Annotated in this window: 15 protein-coding genes; 6 read left to right on the top strand and 9 right to left on the bottom strand. The window is 60.1% G+C overall.

Annotated features, from left to right (window positions below; translation table 11 throughout):
- Window positions 1-64: 64 nt before the first annotated feature.
- Window positions 65-2,053, bottom strand: coding sequence for an alpha-1,4-glucan--maltose-1-phosphate maltosyltransferase (locus AO240_RS09105; RefSeq protein ID WP_099236256.1), 1,989 nt, complete (start codon window positions 2,051-2,053; stop codon window positions 65-67).
- A 204-nt stretch (window positions 2,054-2,257) separates the two neighbouring features.
- Here AO240_RS09105 and AO240_RS28615 point away from each other — a divergent pair, with 204 nt between their 5' ends.
- A complete protein-coding gene (locus AO240_RS28615) occupies window positions 2,258-2,416 on the top strand; it encodes a hypothetical protein (protein ID WP_177445803.1) in 159 nt (52 codons plus the stop codon).
- Window positions 2,417-2,573: 157 nt separating this feature from the next.
- On the top strand, window positions 2,574-3,590 hold the full coding sequence (locus AO240_RS09110; RefSeq protein ID WP_099236257.1) for a M10 family metallopeptidase C-terminal domain-containing protein: 1,017 nt from the start codon (window positions 2,574-2,576) through the stop codon (window positions 3,588-3,590).
- Here the strand turns inward: AO240_RS09110 and AO240_RS09115 are convergent.
- On the bottom strand, window positions 3,579-4,094 hold the full coding sequence (locus AO240_RS09115; RefSeq protein WP_099236287.1) for an MgtC/SapB family protein: 516 nt from the start codon (window positions 4,092-4,094) through the stop codon (window positions 3,579-3,581). The genes AO240_RS09110 and AO240_RS09115 overlap by 12 nt on opposite strands.
- Before the next feature lie 121 nt (window positions 4,095-4,215).
- Between AO240_RS09115 and AO240_RS09120 the strand changes: the two genes are divergently transcribed.
- Window positions 4,216-4,455, top strand: coding sequence for a DUF3203 family protein (locus AO240_RS09120; protein WP_099236258.1), 240 nt, complete (start codon window positions 4,216-4,218; stop codon window positions 4,453-4,455).
- 122 nt (window positions 4,456-4,577) lie between these two features.
- Window positions 4,578-5,987 carry a GntR family transcriptional regulator MpaR gene (gene mapR, locus AO240_RS09125; protein ID WP_099236259.1) on the top strand — a complete coding sequence of 470 codons (1,410 nt, stop codon included), beginning with the start codon at window positions 4,578-4,580 and terminating at the stop codon, window positions 5,985-5,987.
- 9 nt (window positions 5,988-5,996) lie between these two features.
- Here mapR and AO240_RS09130 read toward each other — a convergent pair whose 3' ends face one another.
- The 7 genes from AO240_RS09130 to tpx form a co-directional block, all read right to left on the bottom strand.
- The gene (locus tag AO240_RS09130; protein ID WP_099236260.1) at window positions 5,997-6,743 is read right to left on the bottom strand and encodes an SDR family oxidoreductase; all 747 of its coding nucleotides are present in this window, start codon (window positions 6,741-6,743) and stop codon (window positions 5,997-5,999) included.
- A 54-nt stretch (window positions 6,744-6,797) separates the two neighbouring features.
- Window positions 6,798-8,894, bottom strand: coding sequence for a bifunctional diguanylate cyclase/phosphodiesterase (locus AO240_RS09135; RefSeq protein WP_099236261.1), 2,097 nt, complete (start codon window positions 8,892-8,894; stop codon window positions 6,798-6,800).
- A gap of 1,913 nt (window positions 8,895-10,807) precedes the next feature.
- On the bottom strand, window positions 10,808-12,286 hold the full coding sequence (locus AO240_RS09150; RefSeq protein ID WP_099236263.1) for an efflux transporter outer membrane subunit: 1,479 nt from the start codon (window positions 12,284-12,286) through the stop codon (window positions 10,808-10,810).
- Window positions 12,283-15,390: an efflux RND transporter permease subunit gene (locus tag AO240_RS09155; RefSeq protein WP_099236264.1), complete on the bottom strand. Its 3,108-nt coding sequence runs from the start codon at window positions 15,388-15,390 to the stop codon at window positions 12,283-12,285. Before AO240_RS09155 ends, AO240_RS09150 begins: the two co-directional genes overlap by 4 nt.
- Entirely contained in the window at window positions 15,387-18,488 is a 3,102-nt protein-coding gene (locus AO240_RS09160) for an MdtB/MuxB family multidrug efflux RND transporter permease subunit (RefSeq protein ID WP_099236265.1), read from the bottom strand. Before AO240_RS09160 ends, AO240_RS09155 begins: the two co-directional genes overlap by 4 nt.
- Window positions 18,485-19,789, bottom strand: a complete 1,305-nt coding sequence (locus AO240_RS09165; RefSeq protein WP_099236266.1) for an MdtA/MuxA family multidrug efflux RND transporter periplasmic adaptor subunit — start codon at window positions 19,787-19,789, stop codon at window positions 18,485-18,487. The genes AO240_RS09160 and AO240_RS09165 overlap by 4 nt, the downstream gene beginning before the upstream one ends.
- A 230-nt stretch (window positions 19,790-20,019) precedes the next feature.
- Complete coding sequence (gene tpx / locus AO240_RS09170) at window positions 20,020-20,520, bottom strand: thiol peroxidase (protein ID WP_099236267.1); 501 nt, start codon at window positions 20,518-20,520, stop codon at window positions 20,020-20,022.
- Between the two features lie 159 nt (window positions 20,521-20,679).
- Here tpx and AO240_RS09175 point away from each other — a divergent pair, with 159 nt between their 5' ends.
- Both AO240_RS09175 and AO240_RS09180 read left to right on the top strand, forming a co-directional pair.
- Complete coding sequence (locus AO240_RS09175; protein WP_099236268.1) at window positions 20,680-21,969, top strand: glycosyltransferase; 1,290 nt, start codon at window positions 20,680-20,682, stop codon at window positions 21,967-21,969.
- A 72-nt stretch (window positions 21,970-22,041) separates the two neighbouring features.
- Complete coding sequence (locus AO240_RS09180) at window positions 22,042-22,947, top strand: AraC family transcriptional regulator (protein ID WP_099236269.1); 906 nt, start codon at window positions 22,042-22,044, stop codon at window positions 22,945-22,947.
- Window positions 22,948-23,158: the final 211 nt, after the last annotated feature.

Here is a 23,158-nt window from a genome sequence, read left to right on the forward strand (position 1 = left end):
CCTGAAGCACTGCGGTCAGTGCGGGAGCTGGCCTGCCAGCCCCCACGGTTGATCATCAGTTGGCTCAGGACGTGGTGATTCGCCAGATTCCGAATGGCGTATGCGGCTCCAGCCGCATCCACTGGGTCTTGCCGTACCAGGTCCAGCGATGGCCGTTCATCAAGTCTTCGCCTTGGGTTTGGGCGTCGTCAGGCAAGCCCATTTCCCACAGCGGCAACTCGAAATTGGCCTCCTGCGCGTTGAACGGGTCGAGGTTGACCGCGACCAGGATGAAATTGCTGCCGTCTTCACTGCGCTTGCCGAAGTACAGAATGTTGTCGTTCCAGGCGTTGTAAAGCTTCAGGCCCAAGTGCGTTTGCAGCGCCGGGTTTTGCCGACGGATACGGTTGAGCTGGGCAATTTCGGCGATGATGTTGCCGGGCGCAGTGAAGTCGCGCGGGCGGATCTCGTATTTCTCCGAGTCCAGGTACTCTTCTTTGCCCGGCACCGGCGCGGCTTCGCACAACTCAAAGCCCGAATACATGCCCCACAAGCCTGAGCCCATGGTGGCCAGCGCTGCGCGGATCAGAAAGCCAGGGCGACCGGATTCGTGCAGGAAACCCGGGTTGATGTCGGGGGTGTTGACGAAAAAGTTCGGCCGGTAGCACTCGCGCCACGGTGACTGGTTGAGTTGCGCCAGGTACTCGCTCAACTCGGCCTTGGAGTTGCGCCATGTGAAGTAGGTGTAGCTCTGCGAATAACCGACTTTGCCCAAACGCGCCATCATCGCCGGCGTGGTGAACGCTTCAGCGAGAAAAATAACCTCGGGGTACTTCGCGCGCACATCGCTGATCAACCATTGCCAGAACGGCAGCGGCTTGGTGTGCGGGTTGTCGACACGGAACGTCTTCACGCCCTCTTCGACCCAGCCCACCACGATGTCGCGCAACTCGGTCCACAGACCGGGGATCGCATCGGCGGCATAGAAGTCGACGTTGACGATGTCCTGGTATTTCTTCGGCGGGTTCTCGGCGTATTTGATCGTGCCGTCCGGGCGCCAGTTGAACCAGCCCGGATGCTGTTTGAGCCATGGGTGGTCCTGCGAGCACTGGATCGCAAAGTCGAGGGCGATTTCCAGGCCGTGGTCGGCGGCGGCTTTGACCAGGCGGCGAAAATCATCACGGCTGCCAAGTTGCGGGTGGATGGCTTCGTGGCCGCCCTCCTCGCTGCCAATCGCGTAGGGGCTGCCAGGGTCTTGCGGGCCAGCGGTCAGCGAATTGTTCTTGCCTTTGCGATGGCTGCGGCCGATGGGGTGAATCGGCGGAAAGTAAAGCACGTCAAAACCCATGTCATGGATCATCGACAACCGTGAGTGCACGTCATTAAACGTACCGTGGCGGGCAGGATCGTCGGTGATCGAGCGCGGGAACAGCTCATACCAACTGGCAAATTGCGCCGCTTCGCGCTCCACGTCGATCGGGTAAACAGTGCTGACGCTCAAGTAGGCACGGTGGTCGGCCTGGGTCATCAAGTGTGCACTGTTTTCGTGCAGGAACAGCGCGACTTGCTCGGTTTCAAGCAGTCCGGAAAGCTCATGGTGCAACAGCATCAGGCGGTCACGCAGTTCGTTGTCGCTGCGCTCAGCCGCTTGCAGCACCAGGCTGCGACCTTCCTGCAGCTCCAGGCTGACCGGCACCCCGGCCTCATGTTTCTTGCGCAATTCGTAGCAGAAGCTGGCGAAAGTATCGACCCAGGCTTCAATGCAGTATTCGTGGGGGCCTTGCTGCGTAACGGTAAACGCGCCTTCCCAGCCGTTGTTGCCGACATCGGCCATCACCACGCTGTGCCAGCTTTCTTCACTCAGCGCACGCCAGCGAATAACCACAGCGAGCTTGTCGTGGCCGTCGGCAAACACCGTACTGGTGACATTGACCCGCTGGCCTACCACGGCTTTTACCGCAAATTCGCCGCCGTCGATCACCGGGCTGGTGCTTTCAATCGCTATCCTCGGCAACAGCAACGCTTGGGACAGTGGCAATAAAAAATCGTCTGGAGTCAGTGTTTCAGCAGTCATCGAGCATCTTCCCCTTACGCCCTATGGACGCTCTTTGCTAGATCCGAATTCTGATACGGCGACGCTCTCCCTGAGCAGGGCCGTCATAGGTCCGAGCCTGCACCTGGGTTAAAAGTTCAGGTGGATGTGCTGCCATTGAGCGGGGAATCAATTCCCCACGGCGGGTGTCCACCGATACACCAAAGCACAAAGGAGGCCACACCGATGAATATCCCGATCCCGGCTGAAACCCCTGATCCCAATATCGACGAACCGACGTTACCGCCCGCTGAGCCGCCGCCGATTCCTGAACAGGAACCGCCCGAAAATGAACCACCGCCCGTGCAAGAACCGCCGACGGGCGAGCCGCCCGTGATCCTCTGAGCGCTGCTGGTAAGGGCATTTAAAGTCGACATTTCCTACTCACTTTAAAGAGAACAACCTAAATCGCGCTGACGTGATAGTCCTCATACTGAACCAAGGCTGATCTCAATGCCGTCCTTGAGACTGCGTTTATTACATTTGCCAATGAGGACTTATCATGTCGACCATTCAGCAACCGTGGCGCGCCCATTCGGACGCGCCGTCTAACCACGTTAAATCCCAAACCACCGCGCCGGCACCCGCGGGCGTGTCATCACTGGCATTGGACACATTGCTGCAGTCAGCGCCGAACAACGCGCGGGCACCCAAGGACGCCGACAATTCCACACCCGGCCCTGAGAGTCATGCGCAACTGAGACACGAACTCAAAAATCTCAGGGCTCACCTCGACCGCAACACGGTAGAGCGCATGATGCGCACCCCTGACTCCAAAGAGTCACAAACGCGCATGCAAAAGATCGACACACTGTTGACCGGCGATTCCATCAAAAGCTTGTTGAGTGGCCCTGACGCGCGCGCCTGCGCCAAGGATCTCAACGCGATTGAGAACCTGTTCAGCGAACACTCGATCGATGCTGTGCTCGACCCCATCGAGTCAGAGCAGGTCGAGTCTTATCGCAAATACGTGGATGCAGCCCTGTTCAATTTAAAGGCCGGTTTGATGAACGCCGCGCCGGGCAGCCGTTTTGAAATGGTTCGCGCTTTCTCCAAAAGAGAACAGCCTGCTCTGACCACTATTCAAAACTATATGACTGATTTGGCCAGCAAGAGTAAACACCTCTGCGATATCGCCACGCTGGTGAAAAAACATTCCGAGGCGTTGCAATATGCGCAGGCTGACGATTGGGAAAGAGGCGATCAATACCCTACCGGCCACGAGAAGCACCCCATGATCTACAGCTTCTCCAACACTGGCGAATCAACGCTGGATCAGCCGAGCGAAATCAGGAATTTCGTCACTGGCCGAGACAAACTCAACCTCACCGGTATCAGCAGGCAGCTGAACAAACCGCTGCAGAGCGTCGACCGGTTATCCGGCGAGAGTGGCGAAATACAGTTGAAATATTCGCGTGAAAATAACGCGAGTGTGCTGGTGGTTTCCGGCAACCGGGGGACGCCTGCGCTGGTCGCAAAAATATTCGGCCACGTCAAAGACAAAGACTTAGTGACCTGACCGCGGGTCGTCATTTTTCTCGAAAACACTGACGATTCGGGGCATCACATTAAAGATCAACAACGCCAACAACGTACTGATCACCGCTGTCGACTCGCGGCCCATGCCAGCGGCGACGCCAATCGCAGCGGTCATCCACAGCCCGGCAGCGGTGGTCAGGCCTTTGACATACTGGCCCTCGTCACCCGGCTTGCCTTTGAGAATGGTGCCCGCGCCGAGAAACCCGATACCTGCGATAACGCCTTGCAGCACACGGCTCATGGCATCCGCCTGGCTGCCGGACACATGTGGCACCAATACAAACAATGCAGCGCCCAACGCCACCAGCATATGCGTGCGCACCCCGGCGGCCTTGCCCTTGTGCTCTCGTTCAAAACCCAGAATACCGCCCAGAATGGCGGCGATCAGCAGCCGAACCGTTAATTGAGTGAGCTGTTTTGCATCGCCGATGTCGGCGAACTCGGTTTGCAGGGTTTGCCAGACTTCATGCCACCAAGCGTCCACGGAATCCATCCTTTTCAAGTGTTGGTAAGCGATGGACAGCGGCGACCGCCAGTCAGTTGCCTGGAACCGGCACAACGGCGGTGAAGCCCAACGCCCATCAGCCTGTTAACGGGAGATCAGCATGCCAGTACGTATCGATCACCAAGCGTGTTACTTCAAGGTCAGCGAGGTTGGCCAGGAGCAGCGTTTGGCCGCAGCGCAGGTCACGGTGAATACCGACAGCGCAAAAGCCATGTCCTTTGTCGAGGTGAATGCCGAGCGTATTTATATTACCGAAGCCGAGGCAGACGCGTTGACGGTCGCCGGCGCTCAGGATGGGCGCAAACACTTGAAAGCGACGGACGACAATTCGTTGGTTTGACCGAGCTGAATCAGCTGCCGTTCACGCGCTGGCGGGTGTGCACGCCTGCACGCTCTGATTGGCTTTTTTACGCTGTACCCGGGCCTGTTATGCTTTGATTCAACCTGCCGTTTAAGGCCCCAATGAAACGCTACGAAAAATTTGCCGATGAGATCGCCGAACTGATCCGCACAGGCGTGCTCGGGCCAGGCCAACGCGTGCCGTCGGTGCGGTATGCCAGCCAGACCTATGGCATCAGCCCGTCCACGGTGTTCCAGGCGTACTACCTGCTTGAGCGCCGTGGCCTGATTCGTGCGCGGCCGCGCTCCGGGTACTTCGTCAACACGCATGCGCCCAGCCCGTTTTGCGAGCCTGCGGTGAGTGAGCAGGTGCACGAGTCCACCGAAGTCGATGTGAGTGAACTGGTGTTTTCGGTGCTCGACTCGATCAAAGACCCCAACACCGTGCCCTTTGGCTCGGCCTTCCCCAGCCCGCTGTTGTTTCCGCTGCCGCGACTGGCGCGCTCGCTGGCCAAAGCCAGCCGCGAGATGGACCCACGCCTGGTGGTCACCGACATGTCACCGGGCAACCCGCAACTGCGTCGGCAGATTGCCTTGCGCTACAGCATCGGCGGGCTGACGCTGCCCATCGAAGAGCTGTTGATCACCAACGGTGCCCTTGAAGCACTTAACCTGTGCTTGCAGGCCGTGACCGAACCGGGCGACCTGGTCGCCATCGAGGCGCCAGCGTTTTATGCCTGCCTGCAAGTGTTGGAGCGCTTGAAGCTCAAGGCGGTGGAAATTCCCGTGCACCCGCGCGATGGCATCGACCTCACCGCCTTGGCGCAGAGCCTTGCGCGCTACCCGATCAAGGCCTGCTGGAGCATGCCCAGTTTCCAGAACCCGATGGGCGCGACGGTGCCGGAGGCGAAGAAGCAGGCGCTGGTGGAACTGCTGCGCGGCCATCAAGTGCCCTTGATCGAGGACGATGTGTACGCAGAGCTGTACTACGGACAACACGCGCCCAAACCGGCTAAAGCCTTCGACACCGAAGGGCTGGTGATGCACTGCGGCTCCTTTGCCAAAAGCCTGGCGCCCGGTTATCGCGTCGGCTGGGTGGCCGCCGGGCGCTATGCACAGAAAGTCGAACGCTTGAAGTTGATGACCTCGTTGTGCCCATCGATGCCGGCGCAGGCGGCGATTGCCGACTATTTGCAGCACGGTGGGTATGACCGCCACCTGCGCAAATTGCGTTATGCCCTGGAAGAACAGCAAAGCGCGATGCTCGCCGCTATCGCCCGTTACTTCCCGGCACAAACCCGCGTCAGCCAGCCGGCAGGCGGGTATTTTTTGTGGCTGGAGCTGCCGGAGCAAACCGACTCACTGAAGCTGTTCCAGCGCGCCTTGGCCCAAGGTATCAGCATCGCGCCGGGGCCGATTTTTTCGGCGACGCAGCGCTTCAGGAACTGTATTCGCTTGAACTACGGCAGCCCGTGGACCGAGGCTTCAGAAACGGCCATGGCGACGCTGGGGCAGATTGTGCGGTGTTTTTGAGGCGCCCAATCAGCGCCCACCGCCCAAATCAACAAACGTGCCCGTGGCATACGACGCCTTGTCCGACAGCAACCAGATAATCGCCTCGGCCACTTCATCCGGGCGCCCGCCACGCGCCATGGGAATGCCGGACTCAAGCTTGCTGACCCGATCCGGGTCGCCGCTGAGTGCGTGAAAGTCGGTGAAAATATAGCCGGGGCGCACCGCGTTGACGCGAATCCCCTCGCCCGCCACTTCTTTCGAAAGGCCGAGGGTGAAGGTGTCCAGCGCGCCCTTGGAGGCGGCATAGTCGACGTATTCGCCCGGCGAGCCCAAGCGTGCGGCCACCGACGATACGTTGACAATGCTGCCGCCCTGCCCGCCATGCCGTGGCGACATGCGCAGCACGGCGTGCTTGGCGCACAGGATCGGCCCCAGCACATTGGTCTTGAGGACTTTAAGCAGGCGCAGTTCGGACATCTCATCAACCCGCGCCTTATGCCCCACGGTGCCGGCGTTATTCACCAGCGCCGTGACCCGGCCCAATTCGGCATCGACACGCTTGAACAGCGCAACCACGTCGTCTTCGATGCTCACATCGGCGCGCACCGCAATGGCTTGAGCGCCCAAGCCACGCACCTGCTCCAGCACGCTATGGGCGGCTTTTTCGTCGGACTGGTAGTTGATGCAAATATGATAGCCCTCGCGAGCTGCCAGCAATGCCGTCTCGGCGCCGATGCCACGGCTGCCTCCGGTGATGATGACGACTTTGTCCATGCGTGCGGTCTCCTGATTCAACCTGATGTACGGGGTTGGATCCAAGAATACCTGTCACGCACGGTTTTTGTCAGGCGCTAACGCGGCTTCGGCGCGCTGGATCTCGGCCATAAAACCGTCAGCCGGCAATGGGTGGCCCAACAAGTAGCCTTGCAGCGAGTTGCAGCCCAGGCGGGTCAGGAAGCTCTGTTGCTTATCGGTCTCTACACCTTCGGCGACGATGCGCAGCCCAAGCGCCTGGCCAAGCGCGACGATAGCCGAGACGATCGCGGCGTCGTCGCTGTCGTGTTCCAGGTCGCGCACAAAACCGCGATCGATTTTCAGCTCGTTGGCCGGCAGGCGCTTGAGGTACATCAGGCTCGAATAGCCGGTGCCAAAGTCATCAATCGACAGGTCGACACCCATGTCCGACAACTGCTGCAACACCGTCATGCTCGCCTCGACGTCGCTCATGGCGGTGGACTCGGTGATCTCCAGGGTCAGGCTGTTGGCCGGTAACTGATGGCGTTCCAGGGCGGCGGCCACACTGTTGATCAGCCCGGCATGACAAAACTGCAACGCCGACAAATTCACCGCGATGCGCCAGTCGTCGTAACCCTGCACGTACCACTGGCGCATCTGGCGACACGCCTCGTTCAGCACCCAGTCGCCGATGGGAATAATCAACCCGGTCTTTTCCGCCAACTGAATAAACGTCGCGGGCAACAACAACCCCTGCTGCGGATGCTCCCAGCGCAGCAAGGCTTCGGCACCTACCGGCATTGCGCTGAACGCGTCGAACTTGGGCTGGTAATACAAACGAAACTGCTGGTGTTCAAGCGCGTTGCGCAGGTCCTGCAGCAATTGCAGTTGTTTGCGCGCGTTGGTGTTCATCGACACTTCAAAGAAACTGTAACCGTTCTTGCCCATGCCTTTGGCGTGGTACATCGCGGCGTCAGCGTTCATCAGCAATTCCTGGGGCGTGCCGCCGTTGCCCGGAAACATGCTGATGCCAATGCTCGCAGAGATTTTCAGCTCATGTTCGGCAACGGTGAACGCACGGTTGACCAGGCTGACCTGACGCTCGGCCAAGCCGATGGCGTCGTCCGGCTGGGTCAATTGCACCAGCAGCACAAACTCGTCACCGCCGATGCGCGCCAAGGTGTCCTGGCCGCGCAGGTCTTCGCGCAAGCGCAGGCCAACTTCGCGCAGCAATTGGTCGCCCATGTGGTGGCCGAAGGCGTCATTGACCGGTTTAAAACCATCCAGGTCGATAAACATCAGCGCAAAACAACCGCCCTGCTCTTTTACCGTTTGCATGGCGTGTTGAATGCGGTCAGTCAGCAAGGTGCGATTGGGCAAGCCAGTGAGCATGTCATGCAGCGACAGGTGGGTCAGTTCCTGGTTGGCCAGGGTCAGGGAGTCTGCGAGTACCGCAGTGCGCGCGTCCAGGCGCGCGTCGAGCAACGAGGTCAGCAGCGCGATGATCAACACCGCCAGCGAGGTGACCAGTACCAGGTCGTCCAACCCTTTGCCGCTGAGGCCCGTCAGCGCCGCCCCGCAAAAACTGTTGTCGGCAAAGCGCGCCGCGGCCATGCCGGTGTAGTGCATGCCCGCAATCGCCACGCCCATCACCACAGCCGCCCCACCGCGTGTCACGTGCACGTAAGGGGTGTTGCGACGCAGGTTGAAGGCGATCCACAGCGCAGCGCCGGAGGCCACCACTGCAATCAACAACGAAACGCCAAACAAGCCGGGGTCGTAATCAATGCCCGGTGTCATGCGCATCGCGGCCATGCCGGTGTAGTGCATGCTGCTGATGCCAGCCCCCATGATCAGCGCACCAAACGCCAATTGCCACTTGGGCAAACAGGCCTGGCTGACCAACCACAGCGCAAAGCCACTGGACAACACCGCAATCAGCAGCGACAGCGCGGTGATGCGCAAGTCGAACCCCAAGGCAAACGGCAGGCGCAACGCCAACATGCCGATGAAGTGCATGGACCAGACGCCCACGCCCATCGCCAACGCGCCTCCCGCGATCCACATATACACCGTACGACCCTTGGCGGTCGCGATGCGGCCAGCCAGGTCCAGCGCGGTGTAAGACGCCAGGATCGCGACGAAAACCGATATCACGACCAAGGAGGGGGAATAGCTACCGATCAGCATGGGTTTCTCAGTACCTGATGGGCCTGAAAAGCCCGTATAACGTGGAAAAGCGGGCGATTGTAGCGATATTAATTCTTGGCGAGTTGATTAATTGTCGCGGGGGGATTAGTGGTCATTTGGCGTCAATTTGCTGGCTTGAAAACTGGCGGGTTTTTGTTCTGGGCTCGCCTGTCGGACTGCAAATAACCTGTTGTTTATGTTATTGAAATTTATTTAGGGTTGTGGCTTTGGTCTTGGGTGCATATCCGTTATTTTTTTGATGGCTGGTATCGGTTCCGCTCTTACAGCGGGTCACTTTTGAAAGGANTATCGGTTCCGCTCTTACAGCGGGTCACTTTTGAAAGGACCCAAAAGTAACCAAAAGGTCCTCGCCCCACCACTCGGTGCCTCGCTATGGCTCGGCATGCCCTCACTCCGATATGACGGAGCGGGCCGCCGCGACGGGGCGTCCCTGCCCCGTCGCGGCTAAACCGGCGTCCTGCCGGTTTACCCGCTCCGTAATATCTGCGTTCGGCCAGCGTGGTTTAACGGGGCGCCTTAGATCAAGATCACAATCACAAGCAGGCGACCTGAAAGCCGACCCAATCTCACATGCTGAATGCGGTCAAATGTGGGAGATTCCATGGCTGAAAAAGCAGGACGCAGAGCGTCCGGAGCGGCATTACCACGCAGAGCGTGGGAACGATCATCTACTGTGGGAGGGGCTTGCTCCCGATAGCGGTGGGTCAGTCAATTCATGTATCAACTGTAAAACTGCTATCGGGAGCAAGCCCCCTCCCACAGAAAGCAAAAAAAGCAGATCTACTGTGTATGCAAAACCCGCCCTTGATCCGCTTCAACCACTCAGGCTGCAGAGCGTCCGGAGCGGCATTACCACGCAGAGCGTGGGAACGATCATCTACTGTGGGAGGGGGCTTGCTCCCGATGGCGGTGGGTCAGTCAATTCATGTATCAACTGTAAAACTGCTATCGGGAGCAAGCCCCCTCCCACAAAAAGCAAAAAAAAGCAGATCTGCTGTGTATGCAAAACCCGCCCCTGATCCGCTTCAACCACTCAGGCCGCAGAGCGTCCGGAGCGGCATTACTACGCAGAGCGTGGGAACGATCATCTCCCAAGCAGAATGTGGTCAAACTGTGGGAGTGGGCTTGCTCCCGATAGCGGTGGGTCAGATAAATATTTTTCAACTGACACACCGCAATCGGGAGCAAGCCCCCTCCCACAGAAAGCAAAAAAAAGCAGATCTACTGTGTATGCAAAACCCGCCCTTGATCCGCTTCAACCACTCAGGCTGCAGAGCGTCCGGAGCGGCATTACCAGGCAGAGCGTGGGAACGATCATCTACTGTGGGAGGGGGCTTGCTCCCGATGGCGGGGGGTCAGTCAATTCATGTATCAACTGTAAAACTGCTATCGGGAGCAAGCCCCCTCCCACAAAAAGCAAAAGCAGATCTGCTGTGTACTCAAGACCCGCCTTTGATCTGCTTCTGATCTGCTTCTGATCTGCTTCTGATCTGCTTCTGATCTGCTTCTGATCTGCTTCTGATCTGCTTCAACCACTCAGGTCGGCTTTCAGGCCGCCGTGCTCTTGCTCTTGATCTTTGTGATCTTGATCTGAGAAGCGCCCCGTTAAACCACGATGGCCGCACGCAGGCTTGAATCCGTGGGTAACCCGGCAGGACGCCGGGTTAGCCGCGCTGGGCCAAGGATGGCCCATCGCGGCGGCCCACGGATTCAAGCCTGTGGGCGGGCATGCCGAGCCTAAGCGAGGCACCGAGTGGTGGGGCAAGAGCGTTTTGGTTACTTTTGCGCTGTTCAAAAGTGACTCGCTGTAAGAGCGAAACCGGTATAAGCCATCACCCCAATAAAGGATATACACCCAACCTGAACAACACCCCAAGCGCGAAAGCGCTACATCAAAGATGCTTGGCCTCTAACGCCGTCTGACCATCCCAACCACCGCCCAACGCGGCAATCAACTGCACACTCGCCACCAGCCGGGTCTGCAACAAGGTCAGCACCGTACGCTCGTTACTCAGTGCCGTCGCCTGCACCGTCACCACGTCCAGGTAAGCAATCAAGCCCGCTTTATACTGGTTCTCGGTCAGTCGCAACGACTCCCGCGCGGCGTCCAGCGCTTCATTGCTGACCACCGCCTCGTCCTCCAGCACCTTGAGCTGCACCAGGTAGTTTTCCACCTCACGGAAGCCATCCAGCACGGTCTGGCGATACTTGGCGACGGTCTCGTCATAACTCGCCACCGTACGATCAACCTCGGCCGAACGCTGCCCGCCGTCGAATAAGGTCATCGCCAACTTCGGCCCGACCGACCAGAAGCGGTTCGGCAAGCTGATCCAGTCCGCATAGGTGCTGCTGGAATAACCACCCGCCAGGCTCAAGGTCAAATCCGGGTAGTAGGCCGCCTTGGCCACGCCGATGTTGGCGTTGGCGGCAATCACCGAGCGCTCAGCCGAGGCGATATCCGGGCGCCGCTCCAACAACTGCGACGGCAGACTTGCAGGAATCTGCGGCAGCGCCGGGATGTCCTTGCTTACCGCCAGGTTGAAGTTGGCCGGCGCTTCGCCGATCAACACCGCAATGGCGTTCTCCAGTTGCGCGCGCTGCCAGATCAGGTCGATCAGGCTGGCCTGGGTGGTTTTGAGCTGGGTTTGCGCCTGGGCGATTGCATCTTTGCCCGACACGCCCGCGCGGTACTGGTTTTCGGTCATTTTCAGCGAGCGCTGGTAAGTGTCCAGCGTGGCTTGCAACAGGCGGGTTTGCTCGTCCATCACGCGCAGTTGCAGGTAGTCCTGTACCAGTTCCGATTGCTGGCTTAAGCGCATCGCCGCCAGGTCCGCCAAACTGGCCTCGGCCGTGGCTTCATTGGCTTCGAGACCGCGGCGCAATTTGCCCCAGACATCCGCCTCCCAGCTCACGCCCAATTGCGCGTTGAGCGTATCGCGAATACCGCTGCTGGAGCTGCTCAGGCTCGCGCTGCTGCTGCCAGTGCCTTGGCTGGCGCGGGTTTTGCCGACGCTCAGGTCTACCGACGGCAAAAATGCCCCGCGCGAGCTGCGCACTTGAGCCTGGGCCTGGCGAAACCGCGCCTCGGCTTGCGCCACGGTTTGGTTGGCGTTGTTGAGGCGCGTCACCAAGTCGTTGAGCTGGCGATCACCGTACAACTCCCACCAGGCGCCACGCGCCAGGGAATCGCTGGGCTTGGCCTGGCGCCAGCCTTGGGCCTCTTTAAACTGCGCCGGCTCGATGACCTGCGGGCGCTTATAGTCGGGGCCGATGGCGCAGGCGCTGAGTAAGGCGCTGCACAGCAGCAGGCTGGCGACACGCGAACCACGGGGCATGCGCATGGCCAATTTGGCAAAGGTTGAATCGGTCATAGCGCAGTGTCCAGGGCAGCATCGGTACGCACGCCGCGCCAGGCGTTGAAGCGGTGGCGCGCGCGGTCGAGATAGAGGTAAACCACAGGCGTGGTGTAAAGGGTCAGGATCTGGCTGAACACCAGGCCGCCGATAATCGTCAGGCCCAGCGGCTGGCGCATTTCTGCACCGTCGCCGGCGCCGAGCAATAACGGCAAGGCGCCAAGAATCGCGGCCAGCGTGGTCATCAGAATCGGCCGCAGGCGCAACAGGCAGGCACTGCGAATCGACTCCAGCGGGCTCATGCCCTGATGGCGTTCCAGTTGCAACGCGAGGTCGATCATCAGGATCGCGTTTTTCTTCACCACCCCGATCAGCAAGAACAGCCCCAGCAGCGAAATCAGGCTGAACTCACCGCCCAGCAGGTAGATCGAGAGCAGCGCGCCGACGCCGGCCGACGGCAAGGTCGAGAGGATGGTCAGCGGGTGAATGTAGCTTTCATACAAAATGCCCAGCACCAGGTACACCGCCACCAACGCGCCGAGCACCATGAACGGCTGGCCCTTCTGGGTGGCCGCGAAGGCATCGGCGGTGCCGGCCATCTTGGCGATCACGTCTTCGGGCAAGCCGACCTTGGCAATCGCCCGCTCGATGGCGGCAGAGCCCTGCTGCACCGTCACCCCGGGCGAGAGGTCGAAGGCAATGTTTTCCGAGGCAAACTGGCCTTCATGGCTGACACGGTCAGCCGCCAGGCTGTTTTCGTAATGCGCAATGGTCGACAACGGCACCCGCGCGCCGGTGGAAGTGATCACTTGCACCTGGTTCAGGGTGATCGGGTCTTGCGCGTATATCGGGTTGACCTCCATCACCACCTGGTACTGGTTGAGGCTGTCATAGATGGTAGAAATCTGGCGCTGGCTGTAGGCGTTGTTCAGCACGGTGGTGACCATGCTCATGTCGATGCCGAGGCGTTTGGCCTGGTCGCGATCGACCACCAGCGTCACCTGCGCTGCACCGCGCCCTTCGCGGGCATCGATGGCGGTCAGTTCCGGCAGCGTGCGCAAGGCGGCGACCACTTTGGGGTACCACAACCGCAACGCGGCCAAGTCGCCGCTTTGCAGGATGTAGGAATACTGCGCCGTCGACTGGTCACGGCTGCCGCCAAATTGCAGGTCCTGGTCAGCCATCAGGAACAAACGCCCGCCCGGCACCAGCGGCACGTCTTTGCGCAAGCGTTCGATCACCGCCTGGGCCGAGACTTTGCGCTCGGCGATGGGCTTGAGGCGCACCAGCATGACCGCGTTGTTGGTGCCGTTGTTGCCGCCGATAAAACCGGCCACGCTGAGCACTGCCGGGTCCTTAAGCACAGCTTTGCGGAAGGTTTCCATCTTCGGTTGCATCACATTGAACGACAGCCCGTCGTCGCCGCGCACAAAGCCGATCAACTGGCCGGTGTCTTGCTGCGGCATGAAGGTTTTCGGCACCACCACGTACAGCGCGATATTCACGCCCACGGTGATCAACAGGCTGAGCAGGGTCAGGCGCCGATGGCGCAGCACCCAATCCAGGCTCTTGGCGTAGACCACGACCATGCGGTCGTTGACCTTTTGGCTCCAGCGCTGCAAACCAGTCATCTGGCCTTTGACATGCGGCTTGAGCCAACGCGCGCAGAGCATCGGGGTCAAGGTCAGCGAGACCACCAGCGAAACAATGATGGCGGCCGACAAGGTGATGGAAAACTCGCGGAACAGGCTGGTGACGATGCCGCCCATAAACAGGATGGACAGGAAGACCGCCACCAGCGACACGTTCATCGACAACAAGGTAAAACCGACTTCCTCGGCGCCCAGGTACGCGGCTTTCATCGGCGGCACACCGTCGTCGATGTGCCGCGAAATATTCTCCAGCACCACGATGGCATCGTCCACCACCAGCCCGGTGGCCAGAATCAACGCCATCAACGAGAAGTTGTTCAACGAAAAACCGTACAGGTACATCACCGCGAAGGTGCCCACCAGCGACACCGGCACTGCCAGCGTCGGGATCAACGAGGCGCGGAAGTTACCGAGGAACAGGTACACCACCAGCACCACCAGGGCCACGGCGATCAACAACGTCATTTCGGCTTCATGCAAGGTGGCGGTGATGACCGGCGAGCGGTCCATCGCCAGGTTGAGTTTGACGCTGCTCGGCAGCACCGCCTGCAACGCCGGCAACTGCGCCTTGATCTGCCGGACCGTTTCGATGATGTTGGCGCCCGACTGGCGGTTGATCACCAGCAACACCGCCGAGTCATTGTTGAAAAAACCACTGTTGTAGCGGTCTTCCACGCCATCGCTGATCTTGGCCACGTCGCCCAGGCGCAGGGCTGCGCCGTTCTGGTAACGAATCAGCAGCGGTTCGTAGTCCTTGGCTTTTTCCAGCTGGTCGTTGGCCTGGATTTGCCAATTACGCTCGGCGTCTTCCAACGAACCCTTGGGTCGGCGCTGGTTGGCATTGGCGATGGTGTTGCGCACATCGTCCAGCGCTACGCCGTACTGTTCGAGGGCTTTGGGTTCCAGCTCGATACGCACCGCCGGCAAGGAGCTGCCGCCGATCTGCACTTCACCCACGCCCGGCACTTGCGACAGGCTTTGCGAGAGTATGGTCGAGGCCAGGTCGTACAACTGGCCCTTTTGCAACACGTCGGAGGTCAGCGACAGCACCATGATCGGCGCCTGCGACGGGTTGATTTTCTTGTAGGTCGGCATGCTGCGCATGCCGCTCGGCAACAGGTTGCGCGAGGCGTTGATCGCCGCCTGCACTTCGCGCGCCGCGCCGTTTATATCACGGTCGGAGTCAAACGCCAGGATCACGCGGGTCGAGCCCTGGCTCGACGAACTGCTCATGGTGGTGATGCCGGCAATCGCGCCGAACGAGCGCTCCAGCGGCGTCGCCACGGTAGACGCCATCACCTCGGGGCTGGCGCCGGGCAAGCTGGCCGACACCACGATCACCGGAAAGTCGATCTGCGGCAACGGTGACACCGGCAGCAAATTGAAACTCACGCCGCCCAGCAGCATGATCGCCAGGCTCAGCAGCATGGTCGCGACCGGCCGGCGAATAAAAGGTCCGGACAGGTTCATGATTCAACCGGCTCCAGGCTTTGCGGCTCTTTGCGCCAGCGCCGGCCGAGGCGGTCGAAGTACAGGTAAATCACCGGCGTCGTGAACAGGGTCAATACCTGGCTCACCAGCAACCCGCCGACCATCACCAGGCCCAGCGGCTGGCGCAGTTCCGCCCCGGAACCGGTCGCCAGCATCAACGGCACCGCGCCAAACAGCGCGGCCAGCGTGGTCATCAGGATCGGCCGAAAGCGCAACAGCGCGGCTTGATAGATCGCCGTTTGCGGGTCCAGGCCCTGGTTACGCTCGGCGTCGAGGGCGAAGTCGATCATCATGATCGCGTTCTTTTTGACGATACCGATCAACAAGATGATGCCGATGATCGCGATCATGCCCAAGTCGTTGCCGCTGAGCAGCAGCGCAAGCAAGGCGCCCACCGCCGCCGACGGCAAGGTCGAAAGGATGGTGATCGGGTGGATATAACTCTCGTACAGCACGCCCAGCACGATGTACATGGTCACCACCGCCGCCAGAATCAGCAGCAAGGTGCTCGACAACGACGCTTCAAACGCCTGCGCCGCACCCTGGAACTGGGTCTGCACGCCCACCGGCATGCCGATGTCCTTCTGCGTCTGGTTGATCAGCTCCACGCCTTTGCCCAGCGCAACGCCAGGCGCCAGGTTGAACGACATCATTACCGCCGGGAACTGACCAATGTGCGCAATCGCCAACTGCGCCTGACGCTGCTCCACACGCGCCAGGCTCGACAGCCGCACCTGGCCGCCGTCGGTGGTTTTTACGTGGATCTGGTTCAGCGCGGCCGGGCCGAGGGTTTCACCCGATTGCGCCTGCAAGACCACGCGGTACTGGCTGGCCTGGGTATAGATGGTCGAAATCTGCCGCTGGCCGAAGGCGTCGTACAGCGCATCGGTGATGGTCGACACACTGACACCCAGGCGCGAAGCGGCATCGCGGTCGATCACCAGGAACACCTGCAAGCCTTTGTCCTGCAGGTCGCTGGCGACATCGGTGAGTTCCGGCAACTGGCTGAGCGCGTGCACCAGTTTTTCGCTCCACAGCGCCAGCAACTCGGCGTCGGGCGACGACATGCTGAACTGGTACTGCGTGCGGCTGACGCGGTCTTCAATGGTCAAGTCCTGCACCGGTTGCATGTACAGGCGTATACCCACCAGCTTGTCGATTTCCGGCTGCAAGCGCGCGATCACTTGCGTCGCGCTTAAATCGCGCTGACCATGCGGCTTGAGGTTGATCAACAGGCGACCGCTGTTGAGGGTGGCGTTGTCACCGTCCACACCGATGTAGGACGACAGGCTCTGAACCGCCGGATCAGCCAGGATGACTTTGGCCAACGCTTGCTGGCGCTGGCTCATCGCGGCAAAGGAAATCGACTGCGGCGCCTCGGAAATACCCTGGATCACGCCGGTGTCCTGCACCGGGAAAAAGCCCTTGGGCACCACCAGGTACAGCACCACGGTCAGGCCCAGGGTGGCGATGGCCACCAGCAACGTCAGTGGCTGATGCTTGAGCACCCACTGCAATTTGCGCCCATACCCTGCGATCAGCCAATCAATCCAGGCACCGCTGGCCTTGTAAAAACGCCCCTGTTCTTCTTCCTTGGGTTCACGCTTGAGCAGGCGCGCGCACATCATCGGCGTCAGGGTCAGCGACACCACCAGCGAAATCAGGATCGCCACCGCCAGGGTGATGGCAAATTCGCGGAACAAGCGCCCGACCACGTCGGCCATAAACAGCAGCGGGATCAATACCGCGATCAACGACAGCGTCAGGGAAATCAGGGTGAAACCGATCTGCTTGGCGCCCTTGAGCGCGGCGGCCATCGGCGTTTCGCCTTCCTCGATATAACGCGAGATGTTCTCCAGCATCACGATGGCATCGTCCACCACAAAACCGGTGGCGATGGTCAGGGCCATCAGCGTCAGGTTATTGATGGAAAAGCCCGCCAGGTACATCACGCCAAAGGTACCCACCAGCGACAGCGGTACGGCGATGGACGGAATAATAGTGGCGCTGAAGCGGCGCAGGAACAGGAAGGTCACCATCACCACCAGCACAATGGCGATAAGCAATTCGTGTTGCACATCGGTGACCGACGCCCGAATGGTCTGCGTGCGGTCGGTAAGTACCGCCACATCGAGGCCGGCCGGCAGGTTGTCGGTGATGCTTGGCAGCAACGCCTTGATGCGGTCGACCACTTCAATCACGTTGGCGCCTGGCTGGCGCTGGATATTCAGCAGCACGGCCTGGTTTTCATTGGCCCACGCAGCGAGGCGTTCGTTTTCGGCGCCGTCGACAATCTCGGCCACATCCTTGAGGCGCAACGGTGCGCCATTGCTGTAGGCCAGAATCAAATCGGCGTATTGCTGGGGCGAGACCAACTGGTCGTTGGCGTCGAGCATCGACACCCGCGTCGGGCCGTCGAAGTTGCCCTTGGGCTGGTTGACGTTGGACGCGGCGATCAAGGTGCGCACGTCTGACAGGTTCAGGCCGTTGGCCGCCAGCGCCTCCGGGTTGACCTTGATGCGCACCGCCTGACGTTGGCCGCCGGCGATGCTGACCATGCCAACGCCGCTGATCTGCGCAATTTTTTGCGCCATGCGTGTGTCGACCAAGTCATTGAGCTTGGGCAGCAGCATGGTCTTGGAGGTAATCGCCAGCGTGAGGACCGGGGTATCTGCCGGGTTGACCTTGTTGTACACCGGCGGCGCCGGCAGATCCTTGGGCAACAGGTTGGTCGCAGCGTTGATCGCCGCCTGTACCTGTTGCTCGGCGACATCCATATTGATGTCGAGGTTAAAGCGCAGGGTCAGTACCGACGCGCCGCCGGAGCTTGTCGAGGCCATTTGCGTGAGGCCGGGCATTTGCCCGAACTGGCGCTCCAGCGGCGCGGTGACCGCGCTGGTCATCACATCCGGGCTGGCGCCGGGGTACAGGGTCATCACCCGAATGGTCGGGTAATCGACCTGGGGCAAGGCCGATACCGGCAGCAGGCGATAGCAGATGATGCCCGCCAGTACGATCGCCAGCATGCTCAGCGTGGTGGCTACCGGGCGGAGGATAAACAGCCGCGATAAATTCATGAACCGACCTTTTGCGCCTTGCCGGCGTTAGCACCGGTCTCCCCTTTTGCAGCGGGCTTGCCTTGCAGGTGTTCGGTCGGCGTGGTCGGCACGGCGCTGCTGTCGTTGACCACTTCGATTTCGCTGCCGTCTTTCAGGCGGTCGGTGCCTTCCAGCACCACGCGGTCGCCGGCGGCCAGGCCTTCGGTGATCACAGTGTTGTCGCCGTCGGTGTCACCGACCACCAGAGGCTGGACCTTGACCTTTTTGTCGCCATCGAGCTTGTAAACAAAGGTGCCGCTGTTGCCGAACTGAATCGCCGCAGTCGGCGCCAGCACCACGTTGTGCAAGGTATCGGCCAACAAGTGCACGTTGACGAACTGGTTGGGGAACAGCGCCTGGTCCTTGTTATCGAAACGCGCCTTGAATTTGAGGGTGCCCGTGGTCACGTCGATCTGGTTGTCCAGGCTTTGCAGCACGCCTGTGGCCTGCTTTTTAAGGTCGCCACGGTCCCAGGCTTCCACCGGCAGCTTGTTGCCCGCGTGGTAACGGCTGAGCACGGTTTCGAGTGTATTTTCCGGCAAGGTAAAGGCCACGCTGATCGGCTGGGTCTGGGTGATCACCGCGAGGAACGTGGTGTCGTTGGCCGCGATCAGGTTGCCCACGTCGACCTGACGCAAGCCTACGCGGCCGCCGATTGGCGCGCGGATTTTGGTGAATTCAAGGTTGAGCTTGGCGTCATCCACCGCGCCCTGGTTGGTCTTGACCGTGCCCTGGTATTGCAGAACCAGCGCTTCGGCGGTGTCCAGGGTCTGTTTGGCGATACTGTCCTGCGCGTACAGGTCGCGATAGCGCTGCACGTCGACCTGTGCGTTTTTAAGCTGGGCCTGGTTCTGCATCAACGTGCCTTGGGCCTGGAGCAAGGCGTTCTGGTAGCTGCGCGGGTCGATTTCCGCCAACAAGTCACCCGCCTTGACCATCTGCCCTTCTTCAAAGGCGATTTTCACCAACTCGCCCCCCACGCGGCTGCGCACATTGATGGTATTGAGCGCAGTCACCGTGCCCAAGGCCTTGTAGTACACCGGGAACTCCCCCAGCACCGCCGGCGCCACGCGCACCGGGATCGGGCCGGTGGAACCGCCGAAGCCAGGGCGCGCCATGCCCGTTTTGCCGGTATGCCCGGCGGCTTTCGACGCCGCCGCATCCGTGTGGCTGCCGGGCCAGAATTTCCAGCACAAGCCGGCGATAACCAGCAGCACGAGCAGGCCAAACAGCCAGCGACGGGAGTTGCGGGGGGACGATTGCATGGAGTGATCAACCATTGGGCGCGAGAGCTTCTTTTTGGGGAGGCTGAAAGATAAGCACTGGGGCGTATTAAGAAAAGCGCCTTTACCGGCTATTTACCTTGGGCTTACAACTTTTAACTTTTCGCCTTAGTCCGTTCGCTATTTAGCTAAGCTGCTGACTATAAATGAAAACGGCCTGGACTAGGCCAGGCCGCAATCATGTATCAAGCGTGTTACTGCAACGCGACAGTAATGTGCGGCAACAGTTACTTCAAAACAGCCAGGGCGGTTTCGTAGTTTGGCTCTTGGCCGATTTCGCTGACCAGTTCGCTGTGCAACACGTTGTCATTTTCATCCAGCACCACCACGGCGCGAGCGGTCAGGCCTTTCAGTGGGCCTTCAGCGATGGCCACGCCGTAGTCGACGGCAAACGCCGCGCTGCGGAAATCCGACAGGTTTTTCACGTTTTCCAGGCCTTCAGCGCCGCAGAAGCGTGCCTGGGCGAACGGCAGGTCGGTAGAAATGCACAACACCACGGCGTTGTTCAGTTCATTCGCCTGGGCGTTGAATGTGCGTACCGAAGTGGCGCAGGTCGGGGTGTCGACGCTTGGGAAGATGTTGAGCACTTTGCGCTTGCCGGCAAACGTGGCCAGGGTGACTTCCGACAAGTCGCCGGCGGTCAGGGTGAACTCGGGCGCCTGGGTGCCGGTTTGCGGCAGTTCGCCATCAACCTGGACTGGGTTACCACGAAGGGTGACTTGAGCCATGAACGGAATCCTTATGCTGGGTGTGATTAAACCAATTCGAGAGGCCGAAGTTAACCACAAACTGAGGTCGCTACCTACCGCCAGACACAAATTCTCATCGTGCGCCGGTGTGCTTTAATGATGCGCTTTTCGCCTGCCCGCCCAAGGAATACGTCGTTGATGAATCAGCCCGCCACCCAAGTTCTGGTCATTGGTTATGTCTGGCCGGAACCGCGTTCCTCGGCCGCAGGCGGGCACATGATGCAGATTTTGCAGAGTTTTCTGGACCGCGGCTGGGCGATCACCTTCAGCAGCCCGGCGACGATTGGCGAGCACAAGGCCGACTTGCCGGCACTCGGTATCACTGAATGCGCGATTGAACTCAACAACAGCAGTTTCGACGACTTTATTCGCGAACTGGCCCCGGACATTGTGCTGTTCGACCGCTTCATGATGGAGGAACAGTTCGGCTGGCGCGTCGAGCAGTGTTGCCCTGGCGCCCTGCGGGTGCTGGAAACCTCCGACCTGCAAAGCCTGCGCGACGCACGCCACCAGCGCCTCAAGGACCACCTCAAGGCCGACCCGGACGCCGATGATTTCAACGCGCTGTTCAGCCCGGCACTGCAGCAAACGTTCCAGCTGATGGCCGACACTGACCTGGCCAAACGCGAAATCGCAGCAATTTACCGCTGTGACATCAGCCTGATGATCTCGGACGTGGAAATTCGCCTGCTCACCGAGCACTTCAACGTACCTGCCGCCCTGCTCCACTGGTGCCCGCTGATGCTTGAGCCGCCTGCGCAGGCCTTTGTGGGCTTTGAAGAGCGTGCGCATTTTCTCAGCATCGGCAACTTTCGCCACGCGCCCAACTGGGATGCGGTGTTATGGATGAAAAACCGCTTGTGGCCGCTGATTCGTCAACAATTGCCGGGCGCGCAGCTGCATATCTACGGCGCCTACACGCCGCCCAAAGCCACCGCGCTGCATAACCCGGCGCAGGGTTTTCACGTGATGAATTGGGCCGAAGACGCGCTGCAGGTGATGAGCGCCGCGCGTATTTGCCTGGCCCCGCTGCGCTTTGGCGCCGGCATCAAGGGCAAGCTGGTGGATGCAATGCTCTGCGGCACGCCTAACATCACCACACCGATCGGCGCCGAAGCCATGGGTGATGAGCAACCGTGGCCGGGCGCAATCGAACACACTGCGCCGGCCCTCGCCGCCGCCGCCGTGGCGCTGTATCAAGACCGCGAGCGTTGGGCCGAGGCGCAGCAACACGGGCGCCAGTTGCTGGCGCGGCGCTACGCCTACGCGGTGCATGGCGAGGCGTTGGTGGAATGCCTGGAGCGCTGCCGCAGCGACCTCGCCCGCCATCGCCTGCACAATTTTACCGGCGGCATGCTGCGCCATCACGCGCACAAGAGTACGCAGTACATGTCGCAGTGGATCGAGGCGAAAAACCGCACCGTCTAACCCCCGACGCTGGCGAGGCCGCGCGCAAGGGGGCATTATCCTGTGCAGAAACCACAATAAAGCGACGGCAGCATGACCCGAGCAGCGCGAATCACCGACCCTTCCTACGAGCTGATGGACGACCACAACGGTCTGTCGATCATCTATCGCCAACACGGCTTCCCGTGCCCGCTGGTGCGCTGGCATTTTCACAAGGAATACGAGCTGCACCTGATCGTCGCCAGCTCGGGCAAGGTGTTTATTGGCGACTATATCGGCAACTTCTACCCGGAAAGCCTGTTCCTGACCGGCCCCAACCTGCCCCACAACTGGATCAGCCAGGTGGGCGAAGACGAAGTGGTGCCCAAACGCGACATGCTGGTGAATTTCACTGATGAGGTGTTCGAGGGCGGCAGCCAGATTTTTACCGAACTAAAAACCTTGGCGCCGCTGTTGGAGCGCGCGCACTACGGCATCGAATTCCGCTGCAAAAAGACCATCGCGCAGGCGATCAGCTTGATGCAACGTATCGAGAACGCCAAAGGCATGGCGCGCTTGGGGCACTTTTTCATCTTGCTGGAAGTGTTGAGTGCCTGTGAGGACTACCAGTTGCTGTCGGGCGTGACCACGCCGCAATTGGCCGACGAACACAGCATCGACCGCACTAACCGCGCGGTGGACTATATTTTTGCGCATTACGCGCGCGAATTGCCGCTGGAGGAAGTCGCGGACTACCTGGGGATGAAGCCCACCTATTTCTCTCGGGTGTTTAAACAAGCCACCGGGCGCACGTTTATCGAGTTTGTTAACCGGTTGCGCATCAGCAAGTCCTGCGAATTGCTCGCCGACGGCGACAAGGCAGTCACGGACGTGTGCTTTGAGTCAGGCTTCAACAACATCTCCAATTTCAACCGGCGCTTTCAGCAGCTCAAGGGCATGACGCCTTCCCACTACCGACGACTGGCCGTGCAGCGGCTGACCGAGCAGAATTTGGCCTAGTTGCACGCCCCAACGGCCCATTCATGCACGGCGCCCTGCCGCAAACATACTCTGGCGCGGCTCACACGCTGTAACAGCTCGAAGTGAACGCCCGCCCTCTCATGACCAATAACCCTACGGTTAAAAGATAAGTTTCCACGAAGCTTATCCGCGATCTACGCATTCGATAACGACTGCGTACACGTCAGCTGTCGCACCGCCCGGGAAAACG

The organism is Pseudomonas sp. ICMP 460 (assembly GCF_002723595.1).
In the GTDB taxonomy this organism is placed as follows: Bacteria; Pseudomonadota; Gammaproteobacteria; order Pseudomonadales; family Pseudomonadaceae; genus Aquipseudomonas; species Aquipseudomonas kitaguniensis.

Excerpts from the sequence above, each read along its gene's own strand:
- AO240_RS09160 (WP_099236265.1), bottom strand. The coding sequence starts at position 18,488 with ATGAATTTATCGCGGCTGTTTATCCTCCGCCCGGTAGCCACCACGCTG.
- tpx (WP_099236267.1), bottom strand. The coding sequence starts at position 20,520 with ATGGCTCAAGTCACCCTTCGTGGTAACCCAGTCCAGGTTGATGGCGAA.
- AO240_RS09165 (WP_099236266.1), bottom strand. The coding sequence starts at position 19,789 with ATGGTTGATCACTCCATGCAATCGTCCCCCCGCAACTCCCGTCGCTGG.
- AO240_RS09105 (WP_099236256.1), bottom strand. The coding sequence starts at position 2,053 with ATGACTGCTGAAACACTGACTCCAGACGATTTTTTATTGCCACTGTCC.
- AO240_RS09130 (WP_099236260.1), bottom strand. The coding sequence starts at position 6,743 with ATGGACAAAGTCGTCATCATCACCGGAGGCAGCCGTGGCATCGGCGCC.
- AO240_RS09110 (WP_099236257.1), top strand. The coding sequence starts at position 2,574 with ATGTCGACCATTCAGCAACCGTGGCGCGCCCATTCGGACGCGCCGTCT.
- AO240_RS28615 (WP_177445803.1), top strand. The coding sequence starts at position 2,258 with ATGAATATCCCGATCCCGGCTGAAACCCCTGATCCCAATATCGACGAA.
- AO240_RS09135 (WP_099236261.1), bottom strand. The coding sequence starts at position 8,894 with ATGCTGATCGGTAGCTATTCCCCCTCCTTGGTCGTGATATCGGTTTTC.
- mapR (WP_099236259.1), top strand. The coding sequence starts at position 4,578 with ATGAAACGCTACGAAAAATTTGCCGATGAGATCGCCGAACTGATCCGC.
- AO240_RS09175 (WP_099236268.1), top strand. The coding sequence starts at position 20,680 with ATGAATCAGCCCGCCACCCAAGTTCTGGTCATTGGTTATGTCTGGCCG.
- AO240_RS09180 (WP_099236269.1), top strand. The coding sequence starts at position 22,042 with ATGACCCGAGCAGCGCGAATCACCGACCCTTCCTACGAGCTGATGGAC.
- AO240_RS09150 (WP_099236263.1), bottom strand. The coding sequence starts at position 12,286 with ATGACCGATTCAACCTTTGCCAAATTGGCCATGCGCATGCCCCGTGGT.
- AO240_RS09155 (WP_099236264.1), bottom strand. The coding sequence starts at position 15,390 with ATGAACCTGTCCGGACCTTTTATTCGCCGGCCGGTCGCGACCATGCTG.
- AO240_RS09120 (WP_099236258.1), top strand. The coding sequence starts at position 4,216 with ATGCCAGTACGTATCGATCACCAAGCGTGTTACTTCAAGGTCAGCGAG.